Origin of the sequence: Sphaerotilus sulfidivorans (assembly GCF_013426975.1) — a bacterium.
Lineage (GTDB): Bacteria > Pseudomonadota > Gammaproteobacteria > Burkholderiales > Burkholderiaceae_C > Sphaerotilus > Sphaerotilus sulfidivorans.
Genome location: NZ_JACCPY010000019.1, coordinates 56,438 through 74,104 on the forward strand (window position 1 = coordinate 56,438; position 17,667 = coordinate 74,104).

At 69.4% G+C, this 17,667-nt stretch carries 14 protein-coding genes; 12 read left to right on the plus strand and 2 right to left on the minus strand.

All coding sequences use genetic code 11. The features are described from left to right. Positions 1-257 precede the first annotated feature (257 nt). The 8 genes from HZU84_RS12535 to HZU84_RS12570 all read left to right on the plus strand — a co-directional run bounded on the left by HZU84_RS12535 (position 258) and on the right by HZU84_RS12570 (position 11,602). Positions 258-1,079: an ABC transporter permease gene (locus HZU84_RS12535; RefSeq protein ID WP_180692936.1), complete on the plus strand. Its 822-nt coding sequence runs from the start codon at positions 258-260 to the stop codon at positions 1,077-1,079. A gap of 2 nt (positions 1,080-1,081) precedes the next feature. Continuing rightward, the gene (locus HZU84_RS12540) at positions 1,082-1,789 is read left to right on the plus strand and encodes an ABC transporter ATP-binding protein (RefSeq protein WP_149504654.1); all 708 of its coding nucleotides are present in this window, start codon (positions 1,082-1,084) and stop codon (positions 1,787-1,789) included. Continuing rightward, positions 1,786-2,931: a KpsE/RkpR family capsule polysaccharide export protein gene (locus tag HZU84_RS12545; protein ID WP_244954337.1), complete on the plus strand. Its 1,146-nt coding sequence runs from the start codon at positions 1,786-1,788 to the stop codon at positions 2,929-2,931. Before HZU84_RS12540 ends, HZU84_RS12545 begins: the two co-directional genes overlap by 4 nt. 47 nt (positions 2,932-2,978) lie before the next feature. After that, a complete protein-coding gene (locus HZU84_RS12550; protein WP_149504655.1) occupies positions 2,979-4,607 on the plus strand; it encodes a polysaccharide biosynthesis/export family protein in 1,629 nt (542 codons plus the stop codon). Positions 4,608-4,633: 26 nt separating this feature from the next. Next, complete coding sequence (locus HZU84_RS12555; protein ID WP_149504656.1) at positions 4,634-6,964, plus strand: capsular polysaccharide export protein, LipB/KpsS family; 2,331 nt, start codon at positions 4,634-4,636, stop codon at positions 6,962-6,964. 28 nt (positions 6,965-6,992) lie between these two features. After that, a complete protein-coding gene (locus HZU84_RS12560; RefSeq protein WP_149504657.1) occupies positions 6,993-8,012 on the plus strand; it encodes a KpsF/GutQ family sugar-phosphate isomerase in 1,020 nt (339 codons plus the stop codon). Further along, the gene (locus tag HZU84_RS12565; RefSeq protein ID WP_244954338.1) at positions 8,009-10,090 is read left to right on the plus strand and encodes a capsular polysaccharide biosynthesis protein; all 2,082 of its coding nucleotides are present in this window, start codon (positions 8,009-8,011) and stop codon (positions 10,088-10,090) included. The genes HZU84_RS12560 and HZU84_RS12565 overlap by 4 nt, the downstream gene beginning before the upstream one ends. Before the next feature lie 126 nt (positions 10,091-10,216). Beyond that, positions 10,217-11,602: a capsule biosynthesis protein gene (locus HZU84_RS12570; RefSeq protein ID WP_149504658.1), complete on the plus strand. Its 1,386-nt coding sequence runs from the start codon at positions 10,217-10,219 to the stop codon at positions 11,600-11,602. Here HZU84_RS12570 and HZU84_RS12575 read toward each other — a convergent pair. Both HZU84_RS12575 and HZU84_RS12580 read right to left on the minus strand, forming a co-directional pair. Next, complete coding sequence (locus HZU84_RS12575) at positions 11,562-12,677, minus strand: alpha-hydroxy acid oxidase (protein ID WP_149505363.1); 1,116 nt, start codon at positions 12,675-12,677, stop codon at positions 11,562-11,564. The genes HZU84_RS12570 and HZU84_RS12575 overlap by 41 nt on opposite strands. Positions 12,678-12,788: 111 nt before the next feature. Beyond that, on the minus strand, positions 12,789-13,925 hold the full coding sequence (locus HZU84_RS12580) for an alpha-hydroxy acid oxidase (RefSeq protein ID WP_149504659.1): 1,137 nt from the start codon (positions 13,923-13,925) through the stop codon (positions 12,789-12,791). Between the two features lie 198 nt (positions 13,926-14,123). Here HZU84_RS12580 and rpsL point away from each other — a divergent pair, with 198 nt between their 5' ends. From rpsL to HZU84_RS12600, 4 genes are all read left to right on the plus strand, one after another. Continuing rightward, positions 14,124-14,498, plus strand: coding sequence for a 30S ribosomal protein S12 (gene rpsL / locus HZU84_RS12585; protein ID WP_037481101.1), 375 nt, complete (start codon positions 14,124-14,126; stop codon positions 14,496-14,498). Positions 14,499-14,693: 195 nt separating this feature from the next. Beyond that, the gene (gene rpsG / locus HZU84_RS12590) at positions 14,694-15,164 is read left to right on the plus strand and encodes a 30S ribosomal protein S7 (protein ID WP_037481100.1); all 471 of its coding nucleotides are present in this window, start codon (positions 14,694-14,696) and stop codon (positions 15,162-15,164) included. Between the two features lie 84 nt (positions 15,165-15,248). After that, positions 15,249-17,351, plus strand: a complete 2,103-nt coding sequence (gene fusA, locus HZU84_RS12595) for an elongation factor G (protein ID WP_149504660.1) — start codon at positions 15,249-15,251, stop codon at positions 17,349-17,351. Positions 17,352-17,519: 168 nt separating this feature from the next. Beyond that, a partial coding sequence (locus HZU84_RS12600) for a GTP-binding protein (RefSeq protein ID WP_257644598.1) occupies positions 17,520-17,667 on the plus strand: 148 nt, incomplete at its 3' end.

Sequence of the window (17,667 nt, forward strand, 5' to 3'; positions counted from 1 at the left end):
TGAACTGCTCGTAAGGTCATGACCGACGCCTGCGGCACGGACCCCCCGTCCGCATCCCTGGCCGGCACCGCGGATTTATCGGTTCGAGCCCGGACATTCAGCAAACGGAACAGCGGCTTTTGCACCAGCCATCACTGCGGACTGCCCCGCCGGGTCCGTGCATCGCCCGCCACCGGCACGCACGACCGCCGATCTGGCCGGCGATGCACATTCTTTTTGCACTTAAGTCCGGCGAGGGGCTGCCTAGCATCGGTCCCATGCTGTCCCAGACCCGTCCGCACCCCGTCTCCCGCCCGCGCCGCAGCGCCTGGGGCGTGATGCGCGACGTGCTGTTCGCGCTGTTCCTGCGCGAACTCAAGACCCGGCTCGACGGCCGCTGGACCACCGCGCTGTGGGTGATCGGCGAGCCGCTGGCCGGCGCGCTGCTGATGCTGGCGCTCTACACGCTGATGCGCACCCGCGAGATCGCCGGCGTCGACACGGTGCTGTTCCTGCTGAGCGGGCAGCTGTCGTTCATGCTGCTGCGCTCGCTGGTGCTGCGGCTGATGGAGAGCATCGACGCCAACCTGGGCCTGTTCGCCTACCGGCAGGTGCGGCCGGTCGACGCGGTGCTGGCCCGCGCCGGGGTGGAGCTGGCGATCTTCGGCGGCATGGCGCTGCTGATCCTGCCGGGCGCGGCCTGGGCAGGCCACGGCCTGCTGCCGCACGACCCGCTCGGGCTGCTGCTGGCGCTGCTGCTGCTGACGCTGCTGGGGCTGGCGGGCGGGCTGCTGGCGGCCGTCGGCACGCATGGCGCGCTGGCGCTGCTGCGGCCGGTGCTGAAAATGGCCTTCATGCCGCTCTACCTCGGCTCCGGCGCGATCGTGCCGCTGGCGCACCTGCCGCAGGGCCTGCGGGAGTGGCTGCTGCTCAGCCCGCTGCCGCATCTGATCGAGTCGATCCGCATCGCGCTGTTCGGTCCGGTCTATGCCGCGCCCCAGGGCATCGGCCTGACGCTGCCGCTGGTCTGGACCGGCCTGGCCACGCTGCTGGCGCTGGCCCTGCTGCAGCTGCGCGGCGACCGGCTTCAGGTGGCCTGACCATGCTGGAGATCGTCGGCCTGTGCAAGAGCTATCCCGGACGGTCGGGGCCGCGTCCGGTGTTCCGCGACTTCAGCCTGTCGGTGCCGGACGGACTGAGCATCGGCCTGATCGGGCCGAACGGCGCCGGCAAGTCGACGCTGATGCGCCTGCTCGGCGGCCTGGAGCGGCCCGATCGCGGCCGCATCCTGACCGACGAGCGCATCTCCTGGCCGATCGGCCTGGCCGGCGGACTGCAGGGCTCGCTGACCGGGCGCGACAACGTGCGCTTCGTCTGCCGCATTCACGCCAGCGATCGCGCCGAGCTGCGCGAGCGCGAGGCCTTCGTCGAGGACTTCGCCGGCATCGGCGAGGCCTTCGACCTGCCAGTCAAGGGCTACTCCTCGGGCATGCGCTCGCGGCTGATGTTCGGCCTGGCGATGGCCTTCGACTTCGACACCTACCTGATCGACGAGGTCACCGCGGTCGGTGACGCGGCCTTCCGCGCCAAGTCGCGCCAGCTGCTGGAGACGCGGCTCGGTCGCGCCCGGCTCATCTACACCAGCCACAACATGGACGAGATCGCGAAGCTGTGCCAGCGGGTGGTGCTGCTGCGCCCCGGCGCGGCGCCGACGCTGCACGACAGCGTGCGCGAGGGCATCGCCGCCTACCAGCAGCTGTCGCGCGAACGCGCCCGCACGCCCGCCGCCGCCCACGGAGAAGCAGCATGAGCAGCATGAGTGCCACCCGCGCCACGCCCCGCCTCGGCCGCCTGCTGACACCGGCCCGGCTGGCACTGCTGCTGATCGGCATGCCGATGCTGCTGGCTTCGGTCTACTTCGGCCTGATGGCGCAGGACCGCCATGTCAGCACCTCGGTGCTGACGGTGCGCCGCGCCCATGACGAGCCCACCGGCGCGGGTGGCCTGGCGATGCTGCTGGGCGGTGCAGGCGGTGCGGCCCAGGAAGATGTGCGGCTGCTGCGCGACTACATGCTCTCGGAAGGCCTGCTGCATCAGCTCGACGCCCGCTTCGGGCTGCGTGCGCACTACGGTGCTCCGAAACACGACCTGCTCTACCGGCTCGGGCCCGACAGCCTGCGCGAGGATCTGGCCGACTACTGGCGCGCCCGCACCTCGGTGCGCCTGGACGAGGTCAGCGGCCTGCTGACGGTGCAGGTGCAGGCCTTCGACCCGGTGATGGCGCAGCAGCTCAACGCCGCGCTGCTGGCCGAGTCGGAGCGCTTCGTCAACACGATCTCGCAGCGCATCGCCTCGGAGCAGATGGGCTTCGCGCAGCGCGAGCTCGAGCGTGCCGAGCAGGCGCTGGCCAGCGCACGCGCCGAGCTGCTGGACTTCCAGGCCCGCCACCAGGTGATCGACCCGCTGGCCGATGCCCAGGCCAGCGGCGCGCTGGCGGCCGAGCTGCGCGCCCAGCTGGCGCGGCTCGAGTCGGAGCTGAGCACCAAGCAGAGCTACCTGAATCCAGATGCGGCCGAACTGGTGACGCTGCGCGCGCAGGTCGCGGCGCTGCGGCTGCAGATCGAGCGCGAGTCGCGCCTGGCCACCCGCGCGGGCCGCCAGCCGGACAGCGCGCAGGCACTGCACCGCCTCGCCGCCGAGTTCCACGAGCTCAAGGCGCGCCATGCGCTGGCCGAGGCGCGCCAGCGCAGCGCGCTCGGCTCGGTCGAGGCGATGCGCATCGAGGCAGGCCGCAAGGTCCGCAACCTGGTCGTGATCGAGCCCCCCACCCGGCCCGAGCGCGCCGAGTATCCGCATGCCGCCGCCAGCCTGCTGACGCTGCTGCTGAGCTGCGTGGTGCTCTACGGCATCGTGCGCCTGACGGTGGCCACCGTCCAGGAACACCGGGACTGACCGGCCTGACCGGGTCTGACCGAAACAGCACCGCCAGCGAGAAGCCCATGAACCGCAATCTCCTGCCTGTCACCCTGCCCGCGCTACTGGTCACGATGACGCTGCTGCTGACGCCGCCGGGCGCCGGCGCGCAGACGCCCGCACCCGCTCCATCCGCCACATCGACGCCACCGCAGCCGACCGCCGCCGGCTGCGCGCCGGTCTTCGGCAGCCAGCTCTTCGGCGGGCGCTTCGCGCAGCAGTCGCTCGGCGGCTTCAATCCGGACTACCGCATCGCGCCGGGCGATCGGGTGACGCTGCGGCTGTGGGGCGCCTTCAGCCTCGACGCGACCCAGGCGGTCGATCCGCGCGGCCATCTCTTCCTGCCGAGCATCGGCCCGGTGCGGGTGCAAGGCGTGCGCAATGCCGAGCTGGACGCGGTGGTGCGCGAGCAGGTCCGGCGCACCTACCGCGCCAATGTGCACAGCTATGCCAGCCTGGAGGCGGCGCAGCCGGTCAAGGTCTATGTGACCGGCTTCGTGCGCCAGCCCGGCCTGTATGGCGGACTGTCGTCGGACTCGGTGCTGCGCTACCTCGATCTGGCCGGCGGGATCGATCCGGAGCGCGGCAGCTTCCTGGCGGTCGAGCTGCTGCGCGCCGGCGAGCTGCGCGGGCGCATCGATCTCTACCGCTTCCTGCTCGAGGGCCGCATCGAGCCGCTGCAGCTGCAGGACGGCGACACGCTGCTGGTGGCACCGCGCCGCGCCAGCGTGAAGGTCAGCGGCGAGGCGGCCAACGCCTGCGCCTTCGAGTTCGACGGCCCGCGCCTGCACGGTGCGGCGCTGATGGCGCTGGCCCGCCCGCGCCCCGGCGCGACCCACATGGCGGTGGTGCGCCAGCGCGGCCCCGAGCGCCGCAGCGAATATCACCCGCTGGCCGAGGCCGGCGCGGTGCTGCTGGACGACGGCGACGAGGTCAGCTTCACCGCCGACCGCATGCCCGGGACCATCCTGGTGCGCATCGAGGGCGCGCATCGCGGCGAGCGCACCGTCGTGCTGCCCTACGGCGCGCGGCTGTCGGACGCGCTGGCACGGCTGCGGCCGGCGCCGCTGGCCGATCTGGCCGCGCTGCAGCTGCAGCGCCGCTCGATCGCGCAGCGCCAGAAGGAGATGCTCGGCCAGGCGCTCGACCGGCTGGAGGCGCAGGCCCTGACCGCCCGCTCGGCCACCAACGAGGAAGCCCAGCTGCGCGGCCGCGAGGCCGAGCTGGTGCTGCAGTTCACGGGCCGCGCCCGCCAGATCGAGCCGCGCGGCCAGCTGGTGCTGCCCGACCCGACCCGCGCCGGCGACACCCCGCTGGAGGACGGCGACACCCTGTTCGTGCCCGAGCGCTCGGCCCAGGTGGCGGTGCATGGCGAGGTGCTGTTCCCGATGGCCATCGGCCACGACCCGGCACGCCGCGTCGACGACTACATCCGCCTGGCCGGCGGCCCGTCCCAGCAGGCCGACACCAGCCGGGTGCTGCTGCTCAGGCGCAACGGCACCGTCGTCGAAACCCGCAGCGACATCGTCCCGGAGCCCGGCGACGAGCTGATGGTGCTGCCCAGGGCCGAGACCAAGCGGGTCGAGGTGGCGCGCGGCATCACGCAGGTGCTCTACCAGATCGCGGTGGTGGCGAAGGTGGCGCTGGGACTCTGATCAACCATTCGACAAGGCGAATCTCCATGCACGACGACAGCGCGGAACCCCTCATGACAGCCTCGGCACCCACTCTTGCGGACGTCGCCTTGACGATCATCATCCCGGTGCGCTGCGCTCCAGAGCGCAGCGATGCCATCGAACGACTGTCGTTCATCCTCCATGACACGACGCGTCCCGCCTGCACCGAGGTGCTCGTCGTCGATGACGGATCCCCGGCCGCGATGGGTCGACGGCTGCGACAGAAATGTACCGACCTGGGACTGCGCTACCTGCGCATCGACTCGGAGACCGCGCCATTCTCGATCGGCCGGGCGCGCAATGCCGGCGTTCAGGCAGCGCACGGGCGCCATGTGATGTTCCAGGACATCGACCTGATGCCGGTGCCTGACTTCTATCGCAATGTGCTTCTGGAAATCGAGGTGCAGCGCCTGGACCAGTTCGCGGAGCGCTTCCTGATGTTCGGGGTGATCTATCTGAGCCCCGAGGCGACCCAGGAGTATCTGGACACCCGGGTCGATCTGCGCCGCAGCCGGTTTGTCCAATATCTGATGGAAGCGGACACCTCACGCATCGAGAAATTCTCGACCGGAACCTCCGTGACCGTCTGGAACCGCCACTATTTTCTCGCCACCGGTGGCAACGACCCCGACTTCGCAGGCTGGGGCTACGAAGACATCGAATACATGTGCCGGGCCATTCGCAGAGCCAACCGCTTCCCGCTGCCGGAGGAATTTCCGCTGGACTACCGCAACTTCCAGACGATCGGGGAATACCGGGGCTGGAAGTCGGTGTACCGGCTGTTCGGCGACATGACCTTCCAGAAAGGCTTGGTCATGTTCCATGCCTGGCATCCGGTCGAGCAGGCCAGCGCCTACGCCCGGGCCAAGGATCGCAACCGCAAGCTCTTCGAGGCCAAGCTGGCCGCGTTCAAGGCAACCGGCGAGGAACCTCCTCCACTGCCCATGCCCGAGCGTGGCCGGTCCGTCATCTTCCGCACCAATCCCTGGGTCTACAACCGGTGGGTCGCGCCACTGCTGGGCGAGATCACGCTGGTGGACGAAGAGATGTTCACGCCCGAGTCCTTCATCGAACAGGTCAGGGATCTGCGCATCGATCGGGTCGTCTTCCACAACCCCTATGCCAGCGCAACGATGGAAGGCATCTACCGAGCCGTGCGCCAGGCCGGCATCCCCTTCCTGATCTGCGAGCGCGGGGCCCTGCCAGATTCGGTGTTCTTCGACGACGGCGGGTTCAACGGGGAAAGCACCAGCTATGCCCCGGAACGCTGGCGCAGACTGCTCGACGAACGAGAGGAAGACGCAATCTGCCAATACATCCGTGACCACAAGGCACAGGGGGCAAGCCTGGAGGATCAGCCCGATCGCATCGGTGCAGCGGCACTGCGCCGGCGACTGAACATCTTTCCAGGAAGCAAGATCCTGTTCGTGCCGCTGCAACGTCCGAGCGACACGGTGATCACCCACCTGGCCGGCCCGATCGAGAGCTACGACAACTTCCTGCGGCTGGTGAGGCGACTGGTGCACACGCTGCCGGCCCACTGGACGATCGTCGTCAAGCGCCATCCGCTGGAAGTCGAGAGCCCGGATCTGCCCGGGGTGATCTTCGCGGACGAGTCCCATGTCGATGATCTGATCGAGGCCTGTGATGCGCTGCTGCTGATCAATTCAGGCGTCGGGCTGCTCGGGCTGCTTCATCAGAAGCTGGTGCTGCATGCAGGTCAGGCCTTCTACGGGCATCCGGGTCTGGCCCACCAGGTCACCACGCATGAGGACGTGCTGCACGCGCTGCAGCATGTGCGGCCAGACCGGGAGTCCGTGCTGCAGTTTCTGCATTACCTGGTTTTCGAGTTCTATTCCTTCGCACGCTTCAAGACCCGTCGCGTGGCGTGGAAGGAGGGTGCACTGATGACCGCCACCACAGCCATCGACTACCGGGTCGTGCGTGTTCCCGGATGCCCTCACCTGCACATCGAGCAGCGCCAGCAGGTGGAAATCGCAGACAAGTCCATCCTGTTCGACCGCTATCGAGGCCTGGACGGCAACCTGCGACGCCTGCCTGCAGCAGCAGCCAAGCCCGCCACAGTGACAAAGCCTGCCATTGCCGCCAAGCCCGCGGCAGCCAAGCCAGCCGGCACACCGGCGGCCAAGCCACCTTCACCAGTCGCCGCAACATCAGGTCAGCCCGCGCTGCAACTGGTCCGCAGCGAGCCGGAACAGGAGGTCCCTCCCCTGATCCGCAAGTTCCGCAAGTTCCGCAGCAATCCGATCATGTTCATGCGGGACTCGAAACATCCAATGCTCAAGGCCATCGGCTGGTCGATCAGGCATGACTGAGCACCGCCCACACCTGGATGCGCCTTCCATGAACACACTGACCATCCTCACCCACGCCCGCCGCGTCATCGCGATGGAAATCGACGCGCTCTCGGCCATGTCCGCCCGGCTCGGGCCCGAGTTCGAGCGTGCGGTCGAGCTGATCCTGCGCTGCCCGCGCCGCGTCATCGTCTGCGGCATGGGCAAGTCCGGCCACATCGGGCGCAAGATCGCCGCGACGATGGCCTCGACCGGCACCGCGGCCTTCTTCGTGCATCCCGGCGAGGCCTTTCACGGCGACCTCGGCATGATCCTGCCGGAGGATGTCGTGCTGCTGATCTCCAACAGCGGCGAGACCGACGAGCTGGTGCGGCTGCTGCCCTTCCTGCAGCAGCAGGGCAATGCGCTGGTGGCGATGACCGGCCGGGCCGACTCGGCGATCGGGCGCGCGGCCGACGTGGTGCTCGACATCGGCGTCGAGTGCGAGGCCTGCTCGAACAACCTGGCGCCGACCAGCTCCACCACCGCGACGCTGGTGATGGGCGACGCGCTGGCGGTCACGCTGTCGGTGCTCAAGGGCTTCCGGCCGGAGGACTTCGCGCGCTTCCACCCCGGCGGCAGCCTGGGCCGGCGCCTGCTCACCCGCGTGTCCGACGTGATGCAGCGCGAGCGCCTGCCCTTCTGCGCCGAGAGCGCCAGCTTCCGCGAGGTGGTGCAGGCGATCACCCGCGGCCGGCTGGGCCTGGTGCTGGTGGGCACGCCGGCCGCGCTGGCGGGCATCATCACCGACGGCGACATCCGCCGCGCCTTCGAGCGCCACACCAACCCGATGAATCTGACCGCCGCCGACATCATGAGCGCCCGCCCGCGCACCGTCGACGCCGACACCCGGCTGGCCGAGGCGGAGAGCTGGATGCGCGAGCTGCGCATCCATGCGCTGGTCGCGCTCGACGCTCGCCAGCAGGTCTGCGGCGTGGTGCAGCTGCTCAGCCAGGAGCCCGGCTGGAGCGCACCGGCTCCCGCCCCCCTGACCGTGCCCGATTCCGCGCTCGAGACCAGCGGTCCGTGACCTTCGCCGATCGCCTGCGGCCTGCGCAGGGCGCCCACGACCCGCGTCCCGGCCTGGCGCGCCTGACCGCCGGCCTGCGCCGCGTGCCGACACTGGCGGCGATGCTGCCGGAATGGCGCCTGGTCGACCGGCGCGCACCCGCCGACGTCGCCGCGGTCATGGCCTGGGGCCACCGCCCCAGCGCCGAGGTGGCCGAGACCTTCGCCGCGCGCCACGGCCTGCCGCTGATCCGCGTCGAGGACGGCTTCCTGCGCTCGGTCGAGCTGGGCAGCCGCTGCCCGCCGCTGTCCATCGTGGTCGACGATCTCGGCGGCATCCACTACGACCCGCACCGGCCTTCGCGGCTGGAGCAGCAGATCCTGCAGCCGCGCGACGGCGCGGCGATCGCACGGGCGCTGGCGCTGCAGCAGCAGTGGGTCGAGGCGCGGGTGTCGAAGTACAACCCCGTGCGCGACGGCCTGCCCGGGGCACTGCGCCACGAGGCGGCCCGCGCGCCGGTGCTGGTGATCGACCAGACCGCCGGCGACGCCTCGATCGCCGGCAGCGGCGCCGACGCGACCAGCTTCCCGCGCCTGCTCGAGGCCGCGCTCGACGAGCATCCGCACGCGCCGGTCTGGCTGAAGGTGCATCCGGACGTGATCGCCGAGCGGCGTCGCGGCCATTTCGAGGCGCTGAGCGCGGCCACCTCGGCGCGGGTCACGCTGATCGCCGGCGACGTGCATCCGCCGGCGCTGCTCGAGGTCTGCCGCGCGGTCTATGTCGTCAGCTCGCAGATGGGCTTCGAGGCGCTGCTGCACGGCCGCCCGGTGCGCTGCTTCGGCCTGCCCTTCTACGCCGGCTGGGGCCTGACCGAGGACCACCTGCCGACGCCGGCGCGCCGGCGCGGCCAGCCGCGCACGCTGGCCGATCTGGTCCATGCCGCGCTGATCGAGCATCCGCGCCATCTCGACCCCGAGACCGGCCGGCGCTGCGAGCCCGAGCGGCTGATCGAGCACCTGGCGCTGCAGCGGCGCATGCGCGCCCGCTGGCCGGCGCAGGTGCAGGCGCTGGGCTTCTCGCGCTGGAAGCGGCCGATCGTGCAGGCCTTCCTGCAGGGAAGCCGGGTCGAGCCGGTGCGCCAGCCGCAGCAGCTCGACCCGGCGCGGGCGGTGGCGGTCTGGGGCCGGCGCGATCTGCCGGGCCTGCAGCCGGGCACGCCGGTGCTGCGGCTGGAGGACGGCTTCGTGCGCTCGGTCGGCCTGGGCGCCGAGCTGGTGCGGCCGCTGTCGTGGATCGTCGATGACCTCGGGCTGCACTTCGATGCCAGCCGCCCGAGCCGGCTCGAGCAGCTGCTGCAGCACCACGCCTTCGACGAGCCGCTGCGCCGGCGCGCCGCCATCCTGCGCCAGGCGCTGATCCAGGCGGGACTCACGAAATACAACGTCGGCCAGGGCGACTGGCGCCGGCCCGAGGGCGCGCGCCGGGTGGTGCTGGTGCCCGGCCAGGTCGAGACCGATGCCTCGATCCGCTGGGGCTGCGCGCAGGTGCGCGACAACGCCGCGCTGCTGGCAGCGGCGCGCCGCGCCGAGCCCGAGGCCTGGCTGGTCTACAAGCCGCATCCGGACGTGCTCGCCGGCCTGCGCCGCGGCGAGCGCGACCGGGTGGTTCCGGGCCGCGACTGCGACGAGGTGGTCACGACGGCACCGATGCACCGGCTGCTCGACCAGGTCGACGCGGTGCATGTGATGACCTCGCTGGCCGGCTTCGAGGCGCTGCTGCGCGGGCGCGAGGTCATCACCTGGGGCCTGCCCTTCTACGCCGGCTGGGGCCTGACCGACGACCGCGCACCGCCCGACTCGCCCGCGCTGCGTCGGCGCCAGCGCCGGCTGCAGCTCGACGAGCTGGTCGCCGCGGCGCTGATCCTCTATCCGACCTATGTCAGCCGCCGCTCGGGCGCCTTCACCACGCCGGAGCGGGCGCTGCGCGAGCTGATCGAGTGGCGCGACACGCCGACCACCCGCGGCGAGCGGCTGCAGCGCCTGCGCCGCCAGCTGCGGCTGAAGCTGCTGGGCACGCTGGCACGGCTGCTCGGGCGCTGAGCGTCACCCCTCATGCCCGGGGAGGCATGAACGGGATTGGCCGCCGGGCGACGCACTTATCCCGCCTTTCCCACCGCGAGGTCTGCGCTGAAATCTCGGCAGAGACTGCCGAGCCTGATCCCGCCGATGCCCGCCCCCACGTCACCGCCCGCCCCCGAGGCCGACGCCACCGCTCCGGCGGTCTGGCCGACCGCCCTGCGTGCCCTGGCCAGGCACCGCCGCACGCTGATGCTGCAGGGCCCGATCGGCTGGTTCTTCGACCGGCTGGCGCAGGTGCTGCAGCAGCAGGGCCAGAGTGTCACCAAGGTGCATTTCAACGGCGGCGACGAGCTGTTCTGGCGCCATCCCGACGCACTGCGCTTCACGGGCCGGATCGAGTCGCTCGACGGCTGGCTGCGCACGCTGGTGCGCGCCCGCCACATCGACGCGATCGTGCTGTTCGGCCAGATGCGCCCGGTGCACTGCATCGCCCGGCAGGTCGCGCGCGAGCTGGGCATCGAGGTCTTCGTGCTCGAGGAAGGCTATCTGCGCCCCGACCATGTGACGATCGAGCGCCGGGGCGTCAACGCCCTGTCGCGGCTGCCGCGTGCGGCCAGCTTCTACGCCCAGCACCCGCCGGAGGCCGAGCTGCAGCGGCTGCCCGCACCAATGCCGACCGACCAGCGCATCGGGCGCACCGCGGGGCTGGCGATGCGCTACTACCTGGCGGCGCTGCTGCGCCACTGGCGCTATCCGAACCGGGTCCATCACCGCTCGCTCGATCCGGTCGGCGAGGGCTGGCGCTGGTTCACCGGCGGCCTGCGCAAGCCGCTGCACGCCTGGCGCGAGCGCGGCCTGCAGCAGCGGCTGTGCAGCACACCGCTGTCGCAGCGCTGGTTCCTGGTGCCGCTGCAGGTGCATGACGACAGCCAGATCCGCCATCACTCGCGCTTCGCCGGCATGGAAGACTTCATCGAGGAGGTGATGGTCTCCTTCGCCACCCAGGCCGCGCCCGACCTGCACCTGGCGATCAAGCACCATCCGATGGACCGGGCCTATGTCGACTACCGCGGGCTGATCGATGCCTTGAGCCACCGGCTCGGACTGGACGGCCGGGTGCACTGCCTGCACGACCAGCATCTGCCGACGCTGCTCGACCATGCGCTCGGGGTGGTCACCATCAACAGCACCGTCGGCCTGCAGGCGCTGCACCACGGCACGCCGGTGATGGCGCTGGGCGACTCGGTCTACGGCATTCCGGGTCTGGTCCATGCCGGGCCGCTGGCCGCGTTCTGGCAGGATCCCGGCCAGGTCGATCAGGCGCTGTACCGCAGCTTCCGGCGCCATCTGCTCGAGCACACCCAGCTCAACGCCAGCTTCTACGCGCGCATGCCGGCGCTGGACAGCGCGGTGCCGCCCCTGTCGCAGCCCTTGCCGCCCGGACCGCTGCCGGCGCCGGCATCGACGGCACTGCCGACACCCTCGCCGAGCGTCAGACCGGGTGCGTACCCGGCATCAGCAACGCCGGGCTGATGCGGTCGACCGAGGTGCAGCCACACAGCGCCATCGTCAGCTCCAGGTCCTCGGCGAGGATCTGCAGGCAGCGGTCGACGCCGGCGCGGCCCTGCGCGGCCAGGCCGTAGAGCCACGGCCGCCCGACCAGCGTGGCCTGTGCGCCCAGCGCCAGCATCTTCAGCACGTCCTGGCCGGAGCGGATGCCGCTGTCGACCCAGACTTCCGGGCTCGCCTGCCCGGCAGCGCTGACCGAGCGCGCCGCCTCGACCGCACGCGGCAGCACCTCGACCGTGGCCGGCGCGCCGTCGAGCTGGCGCCCGCCGTGGTTGGACACCACCACCGCCGCCACCCCCAGCCGCGCCGCCTGCGCGATGTCCTGCGGATCCATCAGGCCCTTGAGGATCAGCGGCCCGCCCCACTGGCGCATCACCCACTCGACGTCCTGCCAGGACAGCGCCGGATCGACCTCGAGGTTCTTCCAGTTCGTCAGCGTCGACAGGTCCTTGATGCCGGGCGCATGGCCGACGATGTTGCCGAAGGTGCGCCGGCGGGTGCGCAGCATGCCCAGGCACCAGGCCGGATGGCGCATCAGGTCCAGCGCCACGCGCGGACGCCAGAACTGCGGCGGCGTCGACAGACCGTTGCGCACGTCCTTGTAGCGCCGCCCCAGCAGCGGCGCGTCGACGGTCAGGATCAGCGCCGAGCAGCGCGCGGCCTTCGCGCGCTCGATCAGGCTGGCCGAGAAGCCGCGGTCGCGCAGCAGGTAGAGCTGGAACCAGAACGGCGACCGCGTCGCCGCGGCCACATCCTCGATCGAGCAGATGCTCATCGTCGACAGCGCGAAGGGCACGCCGAACTTCTCGGCCGCGCGCGCGGCGTGGATCTCGCCGTCCGGATGGAAGATGCCCGCCAGCCCGGCCGGGCCGAGCGCCACCGGCATCGCCACCGGCCGGCCCAGCATCGTCGAGCGGATCTGCCGGCCCCCCAGATCGACGGCGACGCGCTGGCGCAGACCGATCGCCGCCAGCCGCTCGGTGTTGGCGCGGTAGGTGCGCTCGGTCCACGAGCCGGCGTCGATGTAGTCGTAGAACATGCGTGGCAGGCGGCGCTGCGCCAGCTGGCGCAGGTCCTCGATCGACGGGGCGAAGGGCACGGACGGTTCTCCTCGGACGGCGCCAGGCGGTTTCAGGCGACAGCCGGCATCCTAGCGAACCAGGATGCGCGCATCGACCGTGTCGATCGCGGTGTGGCCGCAGAAGGCCATCGTCAGGTCGAGCTCCCTGTGCAGGATCTCCAGCGCCTTCGTGACGCCGGCCTCGCCCATCGCGCCCAGGCCGTAGAGAAAGGCGCGGCCGATCATCGTGCCGCGCGCGCCCAGCGCCCGCGCCTTGAGCACGTCCTGGCCGCAGCGGATGCCGCCGTCCATCCAGACCTCGATGTCGCGGCCGACCGCCTCGGCGATCGCCGGCAGCGCCTCGATCGAGCTGGGCGCGCCGTCGAGCTGGCGCCCGCCGTGGTTGGACACCACCAGCGCGTCGGCGCCGGAGCCGGCCGCCAGGCGCGCGTCCTCGGGCTCCATCACGCCCTTGAGGATCAGCGGCCCGCCCCAGCGCTTCTTGATCCACTCGACATCGGCCCAGCTCAGGCGCGGATCGAACTGCTGCGCGGTCCACTGCCCCAGCGAGCCCATGTCGTCGACACCCTCGACATGGCCGATGATGTTGCCGAAGCCGCGCCGTGGCGTGCCCAGCATGCCGAGGCACCAGCGCGGCTTGCTCATCATGTCGAGCAGGTTGGGCAGCGTCAGCTTCGGCGGCGCCGACAGGCCGTTCTTCAGGTCCTTGTGGCGCTGGCCAAGGATCTGCAGATCCAGCGTCAGCACCAGCGCGCTGCAGCCGGCCGCCTTCGCGCGGTCGATCAGCCGCTCGACGAAGGCGCGGTCGCGCATCACGTAGAGCTGGAACCAGAAGGGCTTCGTGGTCGCCGCGGCCACGTCCTCGATCGAGCAGATGCTCATCGTCGACAGCGTGAAGGGCACGCCGAACTTCTCGGCCGCGCGCGCGGCCAGGATCTCGCCGTCGGCATGCTGCATGCCGGTCAGCCCGGTCGGCGCGATCGCCACCGGCATCGCCACCGGCTGGCCGATCATCGTCGTGGCGGTGCTGCGACCGTCCATGTTGACCGCGACGCGCTGGCGCAGCTTCAGGCGGCGGAAGTCGTCCTCGTTGGCGCGGTAGGTCGACTCGGTCCAGGAGCCGGAGTCGGCGTAGTCGTAGAACATGCGCGGCACGCGGCGCTGCGCCAGCCGGCGCAGGTCCTCGATGCAGGTGATGACGGTCATCGCGGGGGTCTCCTCCTGCTGCCGATTCTGCGCGATGACCCGCCAGATCGGTCTGCATTGCCGCATCTGCCACAAGACGAGTACAATCGAAAGCTTTTCGGAAATTTCCGAGCGCTCTGCCATGGGCAAACGCCTTGCGGCACGGCAGCGGAAGAAGTTTTCGGGAATGTCGTAACTTCAAACGGGAACAAGTTACCCATGCCTACCATCAACCAGCTGGTGCGCCAAGGCCGTGAGGTCGAGGTCACCAAGTCCAAGTCGCCTGCGATGCAGAACTGCCCGCAGCGCCGCGGTGTCTGCACCCGCGTCTACACCACGACCCCGAAGAAGCCGAACTCGGCGCTGCGGAAGGTCGCCAAGGTGCGCCTGACCAACGGTTTCGAGGTCATCTCGTACATCGGCGGTGAAGGCCACAACCTGCAGGAACACAGCGTCGTGCTCGTGCGCGGCGGCCGTGTCAAGGATCTGCCGGGTGTTCGCTACCACATCGTCCGCGGCTCGCTGGACCTGCAAGGCGTCAAGGATCGCAAGCAGTCCCGCTCCAAGTACGGTGCGAAGCGCCCGAAGAAGTGATCGGTTCGCGGATCGTTCACTGACTCGTCATCGACTCGTCACCGCCCGCCCTCAGGCTGGCGTGTCGGCGGGCCCCGCGGCAGCATGCCGACGCCAAGGAGCGCGGATGACTGTCGAGTAAGCGGATGTCCAGGCTGCAAGTGACATCCCCGGCGACCGCAAGGTCAGCCAGCTGAAGCCCTGAAAGGAATTGAAATGCCTCGTCGTCGCGAAGTACCCAAGCGCGAGATCCTGCCGGATCCGAAGTTCGGATCGGTCGATCTGTCCAAGTTCATGAACGTCATCATGGAATCGGGCAAGAAGGCCGTCGCCGAGCGCATCATCTACGGTGCCCTCGAGCAGGTCGAGAAGAAGGCGGGCAAGGACCCGCTGGAAATCTTCCTGACCGCCCTGAACAACGTCAAGCCGGTCGTCGAAGTCAAGAGCCGCCGCGTCGGTGGTGCGAACTACCAAGTTCCCGTGGAAGTTCGTCCCGTCCGCCGCATGGCCCTGGCCATGCGCTGGCTGAAGGACTCGGCCCGCAAGCGCAGCGAGAAGTCGATGGCCCAGCGTCTGGCCAACGAGCTGCTCGAGGCCTGCGAAGGCCGTGGCGGCGCGATGAAGAAGCGCGACGAAGTGCACCGCATGGCTGAAGCCAACAAGGCGTTCTCGCACTTCCGTTTCTGATCGGGCCCGCCCGACACTGACCCCTGACTGCCCCGTCCGGCCTCTTCTGGCCGTCTGGGGCTTTCTGCCTATCTGGAGTGACACATGGCTCGTCAGACCCCCATTGAGCGGTACCGCAACATCGGCATTTCCGCGCACATCGACGCCGGCAAGACCACCACGACCGAGCGCATCCTGTACTACACCGGCGTGAACCACAAGATCGGTGAAGTCCACGACGGCGCGGCCACGATGGACTGGATGGAGCAGGAGCAGGAACGCGGCATCACCATCACGTCGGCCGCGACGACCTGCTTCTGGAAGGGCATGGACCGGAACTATCCGGAACACCGCTTCAACATCATCGACACCCCCGGACACGTCGACTTCACCATCGAAGTCGAGCGCTCGATGCGCGTCCTGGACGGCGCCTGCATGGTGTACTGCGCGGTCGGCGGCGTTCAGCCCCAGTCCGAGACCGTCTGGCGCCAGGCCAACAAGTACAAGGTGCCCCGTCTGGCCTTCGTCAACAAGATGGACCGCACCGGCGCGAACTTCTTCAAGGTCGTCGACCAGATGAAGACCCGCCTGCGCGCGAACCCGGTTCCCATCGTGATCCCCATCGGCGCCGAAGAGAACTTCAAGGGCGTCGTCGACCTGATCAAGATGAAGGCCATCTTCTGGGATGAAGCGTCCCAGGGCATGAAGTTCGAATACACCGACATTCCGGAAGACCTCGTCGAGGTCGCCAACGAGTGGCGCGAGAAGATGGTCGAGTCCGCCGCCGAAGCGTCGGAAGACCTGATGAACAAGTACCTCGAGTCGGGCGAGCTGACCGAGGAAGAGATCAAGCTGGCGATCCGCACCCGCACCATCGCCACCGAGATCCAGCCGATGCTGTGCGGCACCGCGTTCAAGAACAAGGGCGTGCAGCGCATGCTCGACGCGGTCATCGACTTCCTGCCGTCGCCGGTGGACATTCCCCCGGTCTCGGGCACCGACGAGGACGACCAGCCGGTCACCCGTCAGGCCGACGACAAGGAGAAGTTCTCCGCGCTGGCGTTCAAGCTGATGACCGACCCGTTCGTCGGCCAGCTGACCTTCGTGCGCGTGTACTCGGGCGTTCTGGCCTCGGGCGCTTCCGTCTACAACCCGATCAAGGGCAAGAAGGAACGCATCGGCCGCATCCTGCAGATGCACGCCAACCAGCGCGAGGAAATCAAGGAAATTCTGGCCGGTGACATCGCCGCCTGCGTGGGTCTGAAGGACGTGACCACCGGCGAGACCCTGTGCGACCAGGAAGCGATCATCACGCTGGAAAAGATGGTCTTCCCCGAGCCGGTGATCTCGCAGGCCGTGGAGCCGAAGACCAAGGCCGACCAGGAGAAGATGGGCATCGCGCTGGGCCGCCTGGCTGCGGAAGATCCGTCGTTCCGCGTGCGCACCGACGAGGAATCGGGTCAGACCATCATCTCGGGCATGGGCGAGCTGCACCTGGAAATCATCGTCGACCGCATGAAGCGCGAGTTCGGCGTGGAAGCCAACGTCGGCAAGCCGCAGGTCGCGTACCGCGAGACCATCCGCTCGAAGGTCGAGAACGTCGAAGGCAAGTTCGTGCGCCAGTCGGGCGGCAAGGGCCAGTACGGTCACGTCGTGCTGTCGATCGAGCCGCAGGAGCCGGGCACCGGCTTCACCTTCGTCGACGCGATCAAGGGCGGCGTGGTGCCGCGCGAGTTCATCCCGGCGGTGGAAAAGGGCCTGATCGACACGCTGCCGAACGGCGTGCTGGCCGGCTTCCCCGTGGTCGACGTGAAGGTCACCCTGACCTTCGGTTCGTACCATGACGTGGACTCGAACGAAAACGCGTTCAAGATGGCCGCCTCGATCGGCTTCAAGGACGGCTGCCGCAAGGCCTCGCCGGTGATCCTGGAGCCGATGATGGCCGTGGAAGTCGAGACCCCGGAAGACTACGCCGGCTCGGTGATGGGCGATCTGTCCAGCCGTCGCGGCATGGTGCAGGGCATGGACGACATGGTCGGTGGTGGCAAGATCATCAAGGCCGAAGTCCCGCTGTCGGAAATGTTCGGCTACTCGACCACGCTGCGTTCGGCCACGCAAGGCCGCGCGACCTACACGATGGAGTTCAAGCACTACAGCGAAGCTCCGCGCAACGTCGCCGAACAGATCATCACCGCTCGCGCCAAGTGATCTGAAGCGCGCTAGAATCCTGCGCGCTACCGCTGCCACCCTCTGGGGTGGCGGCTTCTTTTTTGTCTCCGGAGAACCTGCCCGCCCTTGCCGGTGGAGGCGGCCTCTCAGGGCTCCGAGAGACGTAAAACCACGCACCGGCAATGTTCTTTGATCTGGAGATCAGACATGGCAAAGGAAAAGTTCGAGCGGACCAAGCCGCACGTCAACGTCGGCACCATCGGTCACGTCGACCATGGCAAGACCACCCTGACGGCAGCCATCACGACCGTTCTGTCGAAGAAGTTCGGCGGTCAGGCCAAGGCCTATGACCAGA

Bases quoted from the DNA above. Each gene is read 5' to 3' on its own strand.
- HZU84_RS12560 (WP_149504657.1), top strand. From the start codon at position 6,993: ATGAACACACTGACCATCCTCACCCACGCCCGCCGCGTCATCGCGATG.
- HZU84_RS12535 (WP_180692936.1), top strand. From the start codon at position 258: ATGCTGTCCCAGACCCGTCCGCACCCCGTCTCCCGCCCGCGCCGCAGC.
- HZU84_RS12570 (WP_149504658.1), top strand. From the start codon at position 10,217: ATGCCCGCCCCCACGTCACCGCCCGCCCCCGAGGCCGACGCCACCGCT.
- rpsL (WP_037481101.1), top strand. From the start codon at position 14,124: ATGCCTACCATCAACCAGCTGGTGCGCCAAGGCCGTGAGGTCGAGGTC.
- HZU84_RS12550 (WP_149504655.1), top strand. From the start codon at position 2,979: ATGAACCGCAATCTCCTGCCTGTCACCCTGCCCGCGCTACTGGTCACG.
- HZU84_RS12555 (WP_149504656.1), top strand. From the start codon at position 4,634: ATGCACGACGACAGCGCGGAACCCCTCATGACAGCCTCGGCACCCACT.
- HZU84_RS12575 (WP_149505363.1), bottom strand. From the start codon at position 12,677: ATGTTCTACGACTACATCGACGCCGGCTCGTGGACCGAGCGCACCTAC.
- HZU84_RS12545 (WP_244954337.1), top strand. From the start codon at position 1,786: ATGAGCAGCATGAGTGCCACCCGCGCCACGCCCCGCCTCGGCCGCCTG.
- HZU84_RS12540 (WP_149504654.1), top strand. From the start codon at position 1,082: ATGCTGGAGATCGTCGGCCTGTGCAAGAGCTATCCCGGACGGTCGGGG.
- rpsG (WP_037481100.1), top strand. From the start codon at position 14,694: ATGCCTCGTCGTCGCGAAGTACCCAAGCGCGAGATCCTGCCGGATCCG.
- fusA (WP_149504660.1), top strand. From the start codon at position 15,249: ATGGCTCGTCAGACCCCCATTGAGCGGTACCGCAACATCGGCATTTCC.
- HZU84_RS12580 (WP_149504659.1), bottom strand. From the start codon at position 13,925: ATGACCGTCATCACCTGCATCGAGGACCTGCGCCGGCTGGCGCAGCGC.